Origin of the sequence: Micromonospora arida (genome assembly GCF_042873195.1) — a bacterium.
Taxonomy (GTDB): Bacteria; Actinomycetota; Actinomycetes; order Mycobacteriales; family Micromonosporaceae; genus Micromonospora; species Micromonospora arida.
Genome location: NZ_JBIALC010000007.1, coordinates 358,634 through 369,074, shown reverse-complemented (window position 1 = coordinate 369,074; position 10,441 = coordinate 358,634). Strand labels below are relative to the sequence as shown.

The 10,441-nt window shown below is 69.1% G+C and carries 10 protein-coding genes and 2 tRNA genes; 3 read left to right on the top strand and 9 right to left on the bottom strand.

What is annotated here, in order from left to right:
- Positions 1-658: 658 nt before the first annotated feature.
- Positions 659-883, top strand: a complete 225-nt coding sequence (locus tag ACFYP0_RS22595; protein WP_124856719.1) for a hypothetical protein — start codon at positions 659-661, stop codon at positions 881-883.
- A 96-nt stretch (positions 884-979) separates the two neighbouring features.
- Here the strand turns inward: ACFYP0_RS22595 and ACFYP0_RS22590 are convergent, their stop codons facing one another.
- The 6 genes from ACFYP0_RS22590 to ACFYP0_RS22565 form a co-directional block, all read right to left on the bottom strand.
- Entirely contained in the window at positions 980-1,777 is a 798-nt protein-coding gene (locus ACFYP0_RS22590; RefSeq protein WP_356978225.1) for a carbon-nitrogen hydrolase family protein, read from the bottom strand.
- Positions 1,778-1,915: 138 nt separating this feature from the next.
- Positions 1,916-3,211, bottom strand: coding sequence for an ATP-dependent Clp protease ATP-binding subunit ClpX (gene clpX / locus ACFYP0_RS22585; protein ID WP_030333537.1), 1,296 nt, complete (start codon positions 3,209-3,211; stop codon positions 1,916-1,918).
- A gap of 209 nt (positions 3,212-3,420) precedes the next feature.
- On the bottom strand, positions 3,421-4,083 hold the full coding sequence (locus ACFYP0_RS22580) for an ATP-dependent Clp protease proteolytic subunit (RefSeq protein ID WP_030333536.1): 663 nt from the start codon (positions 4,081-4,083) through the stop codon (positions 3,421-3,423).
- A 10-nt stretch (positions 4,084-4,093) separates the two neighbouring features.
- On the bottom strand, positions 4,094-4,735 hold the full coding sequence (locus ACFYP0_RS22575; RefSeq protein WP_007464111.1) for an ATP-dependent Clp protease proteolytic subunit: 642 nt from the start codon (positions 4,733-4,735) through the stop codon (positions 4,094-4,096).
- A 221-nt stretch (positions 4,736-4,956) separates the two neighbouring features.
- Complete coding sequence (gene tig / locus ACFYP0_RS22570; protein WP_124856715.1) at positions 4,957-6,303, bottom strand: trigger factor; 1,347 nt, start codon at positions 6,301-6,303, stop codon at positions 4,957-4,959.
- Between the two features lie 138 nt (positions 6,304-6,441).
- Positions 6,442-6,515, bottom strand: a tRNA-Pro gene (locus ACFYP0_RS22565).
- Positions 6,516-6,835: 320 nt separating this feature from the next.
- Between ACFYP0_RS22565 and ACFYP0_RS22560 the strand changes: the two genes are divergently transcribed.
- Both ACFYP0_RS22560 and ACFYP0_RS22555 read left to right on the top strand, forming a co-directional pair.
- Positions 6,836-6,909, top strand: a tRNA-Gly gene (locus ACFYP0_RS22560).
- 479 nt (positions 6,910-7,388) lie between these two features.
- The gene (locus ACFYP0_RS22555) at positions 7,389-7,781 is read left to right on the top strand and encodes a hypothetical protein (protein ID WP_356978229.1); all 393 of its coding nucleotides are present in this window, start codon (positions 7,389-7,391) and stop codon (positions 7,779-7,781) included.
- Between the two features lie 111 nt (positions 7,782-7,892).
- Here ACFYP0_RS22555 and ACFYP0_RS22550 read toward each other — a convergent pair whose 3' ends face one another.
- The 3 genes from ACFYP0_RS22550 to ACFYP0_RS22540 all read right to left on the bottom strand — a co-directional run bounded on the left by ACFYP0_RS22550 (position 7,893) and on the right by ACFYP0_RS22540 (position 10,320).
- Positions 7,893-8,735 (bottom strand): hypothetical protein, encoded by an 843-nt coding sequence (locus ACFYP0_RS22550; protein WP_355501116.1) that lies wholly within the window; start codon positions 8,733-8,735, stop codon positions 7,893-7,895.
- Entirely contained in the window at positions 8,732-9,241 is a 510-nt protein-coding gene (locus ACFYP0_RS22545; RefSeq protein WP_386997461.1) for a SigE family RNA polymerase sigma factor, read from the bottom strand. The genes ACFYP0_RS22550 and ACFYP0_RS22545 overlap by 4 nt, the downstream gene beginning before the upstream one ends.
- 131 nt (positions 9,242-9,372) lie before the next feature.
- Entirely contained in the window at positions 9,373-10,320 is a 948-nt protein-coding gene (locus ACFYP0_RS22540) for an outer membrane protein assembly factor BamB family protein (RefSeq protein ID WP_357010096.1), read from the bottom strand.
- Positions 10,321-10,441 lie beyond the last annotated feature (121 nt).

Below are 10,441 nucleotides of genomic sequence, written 5' to 3'. Positions count from 1 at the left end.
TGACCAGTCCGGGGTATAAATCATAATTGGCACTGGCTTTACAAGCACCCTGTTGAGTTCTCAAAGAACAACCACACACCGACCAGAAGCCCCACCACAGTGGAACCCCAACCGGGGCTTTTCCGTACCATGTCCAGCGCTATCAGCGCCAGGCACTTTTACTACGTTACCCGCTCGTTTCCGCCCTGTCAAACCGATATTTCGCGGTTCGTCATGCTTCAACCCGATAACGCGGATAGTCTTGCTTGCTCGAGTCCACGATGACGCACGTCGTTGCCGACGTTCGTTTCTGTCGTGGGAAGCCGCAGACCGGCCGATCGCCGCTTCGCGGCTCTCCGCCCGGCTCCTGCCGGCTTCGAAACTCTACCCGGTCGGTTCCGCGTTCGCAACCCCGTTTCCGGAGTGTTCCGCACCGCCCGATCCTCAGTCTCGCTCGGCGTTCCCGCCACGAGCCTGGCGCCCGTTCTCGGCCGGTTTGTCCGGCCTCCCCCGTGCAGAGAGAAAGTTACGCGGACGGCCCGGAGAAGGCAAATCAGGGTTCATCACTGGTTCGGGCGAAGTGCGCCCGCCGGCCCTGGCGCAGCCCGAGGACGCGGGCACCTCGTCTCCCCGGCACAGCCGAGGACGCGGGCCACCTCGACGTGCCAGAGTGTCAGTCATGGATGAGTCCGGGCACGGCGCCAGGGTGTTCGCCGAGGAGGCGCTGCTCGGCCTCATCGGGCCGTTCTGGCAGGTGGTGATCGGCACGGTCGTGCTGGTCGTACTTGTGCTCTCGGTGGGACGACTGGCCCGACGGGGCAGGTCCCGGATGACCACGGCGCTGCTGGTCACCGCCGCGGCCATCGCCGGGTTCGCGGTGATCGGCGTCCTGCTGGAGGGCTGAGGTTCAAAGCCGGCGGCCGGCCAGACCGGGCAGCTCAGAACCGGCGGCCGGCCAGGCCGGGCAGCTCAGAACCGGCGGTTGGCCAGGCCGGGCAGCTCAGAGCCGGCGGTTGGCCAGGCTGGGCAGCTCGGCGCGGATCGTGTCGAGCCGGTCCAGGTCCAGGTCGACGACGGAGACCCCGGGGCCGTCCGGCACCTGGCCGATGACCGTCCCCCACGGGTCGACCACCATGCTGCGGCCGAAGCAGGTGCGACCTGGCTCGTGGTCGCCGGTCTGACCGGCCGCCGCCACGAAACACTGGTTCTCGATAGCCCTGGCCCGCAGCAGGACCTCCCAGTGGTCCCGGCCGGTGTGCATCATGAACGCGGCCGGAACCACCAGCAGCTGCGCGCCGCCATCGGAGGCGAGCAGCCGGTACAGCTCCGGGAAACGCAGGTCGTAGCAGATCGACAGGCCGACCCGCAGCCCTTCGACGTCGACCACCACCGGTTGGACCCCGGGCGCGACACTCGCCGACTCCCGGTAGGAGACCCGTCCGGGGATCTCCACGTCGTACAGGTGGATCTTGCGATAGCTCGCGGCCAGGCTGCCGGAACGGTCGAAGACCAGCGAGGTGTTCCAGGTGTGGTCCGGGTCCGGGCCGGCCTCGTGGAACGAACCGGCCACCAACCAGATCCCGAGCCGCCGGGCGACCCCGGCGAAGAAACTGCCCACCTCGCCGTCGACCGGCTCCGGTTCGGGCAGCCCAGCGGCAGGACCCAGGTAGTCGACGTACTCCGGGAGGACGGCGAGATCCGCGCCGCCGGCGGCGGCGCGCTCCAGTAGGGCCTCCGCGGCCGCCAGGTTGGCCTTACGGTCGTCCCGGGCGTTCAGCTGGCAGACGGCGACACGCATGAGCAAAGGGTACGGGTGGAGGGCTCTGACGGACAGCGTCACAGTCTGGCCGGCACGGGTGGTGGTCACGGGCAACCGGCGTCGAACACGATCACGCCGGCCGCTCAGGATCGAGCGGCCGGCGTGACGCGGGAAGGATCAGGCGGACTTCTCTTCGCGGTCGCGCCGAGCCCGGCGCCCGGTGAACTCACGCGGCACGATCGTCGGGTTGACGTTCTCCAGGACAACCTCGCGGGTGATCAGCACGCGGGCGGCGTCGGGGTTGCTCGGCACCTCGTACATCGCGGAGAGCAGAACCTCCTCGATGATGGCCCGCAGGCCACGGGCACCGGTGCCCCGCAGCATCGCCTGATCGGCGATGGCTTCCAGCGCCGGCTCGTCGAACTCGAGCTCGACACCGTCCAGCTCGAACAGGCGCTGGTACTGCCGGACCAGGGCGTTGCGCGGCTCGGTGAGGATCCGAACGAGGGCGCTGCGGTCCAGGCTGCGAACGTTGGTGATCACCGGCAGCCGGCCGACGAACTCGGGGATCAGCCCGAACTTGAGCATGTCTTCGGGCATGACCTGGCTGAAGATGTCGTCGGTCGACCGCTCGGAGACCGACCGGAGTCGGGCACCGAAGCCGGTGCCGCCCTGCCCGGTGCGGGACTCGATGATCTGGTCGAGGCCGGCGAACGCGCCACCACAGATGAACAGCACGTTCGTGGTGTCGATCTGGATGAACTCCTGGTGTGGGTGCTTACGGCCACCCTGCGGCGGCACGTTGGCCACCGTGCCCTCGAGCATCTTGAGCAGGGCCTGCTGCACGCCCTCACCGGAGACGTCCCGCGTGATCGACGGATTCTCCGACTTGCGGGCGATCTTGTCGACCTCGTCGATGTAGATGATGCCGGTCTCGGCGCGCTTGATGTCGTAGTCGGCGGCCTGGATCAGCTTGAGGAGGATGTTCTCGACGTCCTCGCCCACGTAGCCCGCCTCGGTCAGCGCGGTGGCGTCGGCGATGGCGAACGGGACGTTCAACATCCGGGCGAGGGTCTGCGCCAGGTGGGTCTTGCCGCACCCCGTCGGGCCGAGCAGCAGGATGTTGGACTTGGCCAGCTCGACGGCGTCACTGCCGGAGCCCGGCGCGCCAGCCGCCTCGGCCTGGATCCGCTTGTAGTGGTTGTAGACCGCTACGGCGAGCGCCTTCTTGGCCTGATCCTGACCCACCACGTAGGTGTCGAGGAACTGGCAGATCTCCATCGGCTTGGGAAGCTCTTCCCACTTCACCTCGCCGGACTCGGCCAGCTCCTCTTCGATGATCTCGTTGCAGAGATCGATGCACTCGTCGCAGATGTAGACCCCTGGGCCCGCGATGAGCTTCTTGACCTGCTTCTGCGACTTGCCGCAGAAGGAGCATTTCAGTAGGTCGCCGCCGTCACCGATCCGTGCCACCTACGTTCTCCCTGCACTCATCGGCCGGAGACCCGGCCCTGACCTGCGGACGTTGCGCGCCGCCCGGCTTAGTTCGCGCCGCCGGCCCAACCGGCGAAGCGGTACGGACCCGACGTTACCCGCTGGCGGGGCATTCTCCGACCCCCAAAACGGGTGTGTCAGAGGTCGGCCGGGAACGGAGCCCCGGCCAACCTCTGACCCGGTACAGCTCAGCGGGCGGCGTTGGCCGCCAGCAGACCCTTCTTGCGACTGGTCAGGATCGTGTCGACCAGCCCGTACTCCTTGGACTCCTCGGCCGTCATGATCTTGTCACGGTCGATGTCCTTACGAACCTGCTCGATCGGGCGGTTGCAGTGGCGGGACAGCATGTCCTCCAGCTGCGTACGCATCCGCAGGATCTCCCGGGCCTGGATCTCGATGTCCGAGCCCTGCCCGTAGCCGCCCTCGGTGGCCGGCTGGTGGATGATGATCCGCGAGTTCGGCAGAGCCATCCGCTTACCCGGAGTGCCCGCCGAGAGCAGCACCGCCGCCGCGCTCGCCGCCTGCCCGAGGCAGACCGTCGAGATGTCCGGACGGACGTACTGCATGGTGTCGTAGATCGCCGTCATGGCGGTGAACGAACCACCCGGCGAGTTGATGTACATGATGATGTCGCGGTCCGGGTCGGTGCCCTCGAGCGTCAGCAGCTGGGCCATCACGTCGTTGGCCGACGCGTCGTCCACCTGGACGCCGAGGAAGATGATCCGGTCCTCGAAGAGCTTGTTGTACGGGTTCGACTCCTTGACCCCGTACGACGTGCGCTCGACGAACGACGGCAGCACGTAGCGGTTGTGCACGGCCGCGAACTGGGGCGGCAGGCTCAGATCGGTCATCGTCAGCTCCTCAGCTCAGGGTCCCGGCGCCATCCGGAACCTGTGCGGCTCCGATGATCACCTTGTCGATGAAGCCGTAGTCCATGGCCTCCTGGGCGGTGAACCAACGGTCCCGGTCCGAGTCGGCCTCGATCTGCGACTGGCTCTGGCCGGTGTGGTGCGCGACCCGCTCCTGGAACATCCGCTTCGTGTAGAGCATCTGCTCCGCCTGGATGGCGATGTCGGACGCCGTGCCGCCCAGACCACCGGACGGCTGGTGCATCATGATCCGTGCGTGGGGCAGGGCGTACCGCTTGCCCTTGGTGCCCGCGCAGAGCAGCAGCTGACCCATCGAGGCAGCCATGCCCATCGCCACGGTCGACACGTCGTTGTCGATGAACTGCATGGTGTCGTAGATCGCCATGCCGGAGTAGACCGAGCCACCCGGCGAGTTGATCCACAGGTTGATGTCGCGGTCCGGGTCCTCCGCGGCGAGCAGCAGCAGCTGCGCGCAGATGCGGTTGGCGACCTGGTCGGTCACCTCACTGCCCAGGAAGATGATGCGTTCCTTGAGCAACCGGTTGTAGACCGAGTCGTCGAGGTTGCCAATGGAGTCGCCACCGCGCGCGTCAATCGCCCGGAGCGACTTCTTGGGGATGTGCATGTCGGTCATGGCAGCCCTTCGCTCTCCGTACCGTCTTTCCCGACACTAACCGCTGTGCCGGGCGGCAGAGTCCCGGTCGGGGCAGTGTTCGCTCTCAGCGCAGCTGTGTCGGGCGTACCCGCGGCGCGGGCTTCCGGGCGTACCCGGCAGTGCTTGCTGCCCGGACGTACCCGGAAAGGGAAACGGCCGCCGTCTGCCGCTCAGCGGCGGACGGCGGCCGCACCCGACGATCAGTGGTCGTGGTTGTGCTCCGCCTCGTTCGCGGCGCGCAGGGCGTCGAGGGTGATCCCGTTGCCGGCCGAGTCCTTGATCGTGATCTTCTCCATGACGGCCGCGAGCGCCTTGCCCCGCCGCACGTCGCCGAAGACCGCGGCGGCCGCGCCGGAGCGCACCAGCTGGTCGTAGTACTGCTGCGGGGCCATCCCGGCACGCTGCGCCCGGTGCACGATCTCGTGCCCGAACTCGTCGTCGGAGACCTGCACGTCCTCCGCGTCGGCGAGCGTGTCCAGCAGGAGCTGGACCTTGACGCCCTCGGTCGCCGCCTCGGTCAGCTCGGCGTCGATCTGCTCCTCGGTCTTGTCCTCGGCCGCGAGGTACTCCTCCATCGAGGCGCCGATCCGCTCCAGCTGGTCGACCATCGCCTGCTTGCGGCTCTCGACCTCCTCGCGGACGACACCCTCCGGGGCCGGGATCTCGGCGGCCTCGACGAGCTGGGCCAGGGCCTTGTCCCGAGCGGCGTAGATCTGCTCGACCTGCTTGCCCTGGGTGACCCGGTTCCGCAGGTCGCCGCGCAGCTCCTCGATCGTGTCGAACTCGCTCGCCATCTGGGCGAACTCGTCGTTCAGCTCCGGCAGCTCCTTCTCCTTGACCGTGCGCACGGTCACCGCCACGTCGGCGTCCCGACCGGCGAAGTCGCCGCCGACCAGCTGGGTGGTGAAGGTGGTGTCGTCACCGGCGGCGAGGCCGACCACGGCCTCGTCCAGGCCCGGCAGGAGCTGCTTGCTGCCCACCTCGTGGGAGATGTTGCTCGCCTGGCCGCCGGGCACGTCCTCGCCGTCGACGGTGGCGTTCAGGTCGATCTGGACGTAGTCGCCCTCGGCGGCGGCCCGCTCGACGGTCTTGAGGGTCGCGAAACGCTCGCGCAGGTTCTTCACCTGCTCGTCGATCTCGCTCTCGTCGATCTGCAGCTCGTCGACGGTCACCTCGAGGGTGCTCGCGTCCGGGATGGTGATCTCCGGGCGGACGTCGACCTCGGCCGTGAAGTTCAGCGAGTCACCGTCGTTGAACTCGGTGATCTCGACCTCCGGGCGCCCCAGCGTCTTCAGGTCGTGCTCGCGCACCGCGGCGAGGATGTTCTCCGGGATGGCCTCCTGGACCGCCTCGTTGAGGACGGTGCCCCGGCCCACCCGCTGGTCGATCACCGCGGTCGGCACCTTGCCCCGGCGGAAGCCCGGAACCTGGACCTGCGAACCGATCTCCCGGTACGCCTTCTTGAGGCTCGGCTCGAGCTCGACGAACGGCACCTCGATGGCGAGCCGCACGCGCGTCGGGCTCAGAGTCTCGACGGTGCTCTTCACAGGCGTACTCCTTGACGGATCTCAGTTGAGTCTGGGCGTGATTCAGCCCATCGAGTGTAGGCGAGCCGGCCTGACGCTCCGGCATCGCCCGGGGACCGCACTGGGCGGCACCCGGGGCGGCCCGGCCGCGGACGACAGTCGGGGTGGCGGGATTTGAACCCACGGCCCCTCGCTCCCAAAGCGAGTGCGCTACCAAGCTGCGCCACACCCCGTGGCGACGTGCAGTCTATGCCGTCGCCACGCCTCAGTCGGTGCCGGGGCATCCACCACCCGGACACATCACCCGAAAATTACCATTCCGCTCCACCCACGCGCCGCCAAGGTCCGCAGACCAGTCGAAGATCCGCACAACTTCACGGATGTAGTGGTCTCCTGGCACGGCGAGGCCACTACATCCCGAATGCTGTGCGGATCTTGGGTCGCGGTGCCGCCGGGTCGCGGACGACGCGGCACCGCGAGGCGGCGACGCGGTTACGCGTCGGGCGTCGACATTGGGTACGCTAGGGGCGCGTCCTGCTTCGGCGGGATGCACGCGGGCGTAGCTCAATGGTAGAGCTTCAGTCTTCCAAACTGACTACGCGAGTTCGATTCTCGTCGCCCGCTCCACGCACGAAGGCCCAGGCAGACCGCATGATCGCGGCACCTGGGCCTTTCCCCTCTCCCCCATCCTGGATCTGGATCTTGCGCGCCGCTACCCGCGCCGCAACCCGGGCCGCACTCGGCCGCATCGTCGGTGAGGACCAGGTCCCGGAGGACCCCAGCCGGCACCCGCCCCACGTGAGCGTCGCCTACCCAACCGCCGATGGCGCCCTGCCCCTGTCCGGGGAGGCTGGACGGTCCACGACCGTCCGACGAGGAGATCCGCTGGTCATGGCAGGGCGTGCAGTCAGCGCATCGAGGGACGTGCATTACTGTCGCGGCGTGGCTGACCAGCCGAGAAGGGCGTCGCCGGACCTTCGAGAGCTGACTGGCGCGCCTCCCAAACCGTCGAGCGGGCTGACAGCCGACCAGCCGGGGCGTCAGAAGTTCGGAGTTCGCCGATACGGCTCCTGTGCAAACGATGACGGGCGGCCGAGACTGTAGCGATGTCACCCGATGGTGAGGGCGCCCCGCGCAGGCAGGTCCACACTGCCGCTCTGCTCATCGTCGCCGGCGTGCTCGTCCTCTTCGTCCCGGCGGGCGACGAGGGCAGGGTTCTCGTGCCCATCAGCGAGGGTCACGGGCTGTCCGCCGTCGACGGGATCGGCGCAGGGCTGCTGGCACTGGGCGGCACCTGGCTGGAGGTGCTGGTGGTACGACGCCTCCCGTACCTCACCCTCCCCCCGCGGGCCCTGTTCGCACTCGGCCTGCTGGCTGGCCTCGGCGTGGGCCTCCTGGTCGCCTCGGTGTTCGCCGGGTTCTTCTGGTGGTGGGCGGTCGGTGCCGCCACGCTCGGAATTGCCCTCCTCGTCCTCGTGCCCCTCACTGCGCGCCGTTGAGAGAGACGCGCCGCAGCTCGTACGGGTCGCGGCGGTTGTGACACACAGCAAGGCCCAGCTGAACCGCCGGTGGCGGCACCTGGACCTACTCGGCGAGGCCGAGTCGCCGTGTCACTTCAGGTGGAACCGTTCGTCGACCGCGAGGGCCGCCAACTGCGGCACGGAGAACGGCAGCTTCGTCAACGCCGGCCGGCTCTCGTCCAGCCGCACGCCCTGCGCCACGAAGACCACCACGCCGTCCGGGTGCCGGTACGCCGACCACTGGTCGAGCCGATCGTCGTCGCCCGGTCGGACCACCACGCCGACCCGCACGGCTCCGACGGTCTCGACCTGGCACGCGCCCCGCATGCCCCAGAATTCCTGGGCCAGGTCGCACGGCTCGGTCGGCAGCTGGTTGCCGGCGTCGTGCACCTCGACGATCACGCGACCGGTGCCCTCACCCTGGGCCACGGCCACGGAGGACGAGTAACTCCACACGTCGACGCCGTCCACCTTGGCCTCGAACTGCGCCTGATGGGTCCGCAGCATCCGCTCCTCGGCGGACCGGCCCGGCGGGTCCTCCGGCGTGGTGTAACCGGAGGGTACGACCGAGACAGCTTCGGTGAGCAGGTGAACTCCCTGGTCGTACTTGGACCCGGCCCGCGCGGTCCGGTCCTCCTGCGGTTGCCCGTCCGGCCCGTTCGGCCACGGCTCCTTGGTGTCCCCCGACGCGTCCGGAGGGGTCAGCGGCCCCTGACCCGCCGGCTGGTAGACGTGACCGTCCGGGGTGGCGACGGCCGCGAAGCCGGTGACCGCCAGCACGACAGCCGCGGATCCGAGGGACGCCCACAGCGCGCGTCGGCGAAAGTGCGTCCGCCGTGCGGCGCGGAGCGCGGCTGTCGTACTCAATGGTGGTGGCGGGGTGATGCCCGCCATCTCGCTGCGCAGCCCCTCGCGCAACTCTTCCTCGTTCATCGCTCCCCCATCTCGATCCCGCTGTAGGTGGGTGTCAGGAGGCCGCGCAAGGTGTCGAGCCCGCGTGCCGCCTGGCTCTTCACCGTCCCTGGAGAACACTCCAGCAGCGCCGCGACGTCCTCGACAGACAGGTCCTCCCAGTACCGCAGAACCAGCACGGCCCGCTGACGCGGTGCCACCCGGGCCAGCGCCTGGAGCAGCACCAGTCGGCTCTCCGGCGAGTCGGGCGGGGCCACCTGCTCGGCGTCCTCGCCACCCACCCGTTCACGCCGCCACCAGCCGCGGCGGCGCTCGTCGAGGAAGGTCCGGATCAGGATCTGGCGCGCGTAGCTGTCGAGCACCTCGTGCCGGGAGATCCGGTTCCAGACCCGGTAGAGCTTGACGAACGTGGTCTGGACCAGGTCTTCGGCACGGTGCCAGTCGCCGCACAGCAGGTACGCGGTGCCGCGCATGGCACCGGAGCGTGCCGCGAAGTACTCGGCGAACGCCTCGTCGCGATCGCTCATTCAGGCCTCCGATCCCTGTTTCGAGTTAGTCACGCGGGGTCTGGCCCAGGAGGTTGCTCCGGAACTCGCGGACATGTCACGGGATCAACGCCGAACGGCGTCCGACGGCTACAACGGACGACCGGCGGCACTCACGCCGTCGGCGCGCCGCCGTCCACCGCGAGTAGTGCGCCCTTGGCGACCACGAGCAGGACACCCGGCGTCAACACGCGTACTCCGCTGATCTGCTGCTCGACCAGCTGGCGTTCGCGGGGGCGGCCGGTGTCGTCGACGAGCAGCAGCATGCCGGGTCGCCGGGTGGCCAGCACGTGACCGGCGGCGGCCGGGACCACCTGGCCCACCGAGTCCGGTCCGGCGGTTACCCGCCAGAGGGCTGCGCCGGTGGTCAGGTCCAGCGCGACGGCACCGGCCCGGCGCTCGCGCGCCCACACCACCGAGCCGACGGTGCTGACCCCCGCATCTGCCAGGTCGCGATCGTGCCGGAAGAGCTCGCCCGCTGTCCCCGATGCCGGACGAATCTGCCACAGCGTCCGCGCCCCGCAGCGCGCCAGGAACCGGTCCGCACCGGCCGCCACGAACGCGGGCCACTGTCCGTCGGGGCCCACCAGGGGTTCCGGCAGGCTCCAGCGGTGCACCTCGTTGCCGTCGTGAGCGTCCAACAGCCGCACCGACGTGCCGCCTGGCTCCCCGACGAGCACCCGCTCGCCCACAGCGGCCGGCAGTACGGTCGCCGTCCGCTGGCGGTCGGACCAGAGCAGGGCGCCGGTCCACCTGTCGAACGCCCGCAGCCCCGTGTAACCCCGCCAGCCGCCCACCAGCACCCGATCACCGGTCACCACGATGTGGCCCGTCAAGCGGGGCACCTCGGCGCTCCAGCGGACCTCGCCGCTGAGCACGTCGAGGCAGCGCAGTTCGTCGCGATCCTGGCTGATCACCCAGCACTGCGACCCGTCGGCCACGACCGCGCGGGGCCAGGTGCCGATCGGTACGTCCCACCGGGCCATGCCGTCGGCCGGATCGAGACACGCCAGACGGGTCGAGCGCTCGTGCACCAGGAGGGCGTCGGGTGTGCTCGCCATCGCGGTCGGGGTGGCCAGCTGATGCAGCCCGCGACGCCAGAGGATTGTGAAGATCAGTCAGCCTAACCCGGGTCGGCTGCGCCGGAAAGGCGTGCAGGACGCCTGCCCACCTTGACAGGTG

Excerpts from the sequence above, each read along its gene's own strand:
- ACFYP0_RS22540 (WP_357010096.1), bottom strand. The coding sequence starts at position 10,320 with ATGGCGAGCACACCCGACGCCCTCCTGGTGCACGAGCGCTCGACCCGT.
- ACFYP0_RS22595 (WP_124856719.1), top strand. The coding sequence starts at position 659 with ATGGATGAGTCCGGGCACGGCGCCAGGGTGTTCGCCGAGGAGGCGCTG.
- ACFYP0_RS22580 (WP_030333536.1), bottom strand. The coding sequence starts at position 4,083 with ATGACCGATCTGAGCCTGCCGCCCCAGTTCGCGGCCGTGCACAACCGC.
- ACFYP0_RS22545 (WP_386997461.1), bottom strand. The coding sequence starts at position 9,241 with ATGAGCGATCGCGACGAGGCGTTCGCCGAGTACTTCGCGGCACGCTCC.
- ACFYP0_RS22575 (WP_007464111.1), bottom strand. The coding sequence starts at position 4,735 with ATGACCGACATGCACATCCCCAAGAAGTCGCTCCGGGCGATTGACGCG.
- ACFYP0_RS22550 (WP_355501116.1), bottom strand. The coding sequence starts at position 8,735 with ATGAACGAGGAAGAGTTGCGCGAGGGGCTGCGCAGCGAGATGGCGGGC.
- ACFYP0_RS22590 (WP_356978225.1), bottom strand. The coding sequence starts at position 1,777 with ATGCGTGTCGCCGTCTGCCAGCTGAACGCCCGGGACGACCGTAAGGCC.
- ACFYP0_RS22555 (WP_356978229.1), top strand. The coding sequence starts at position 7,389 with ATGTCACCCGATGGTGAGGGCGCCCCGCGCAGGCAGGTCCACACTGCC.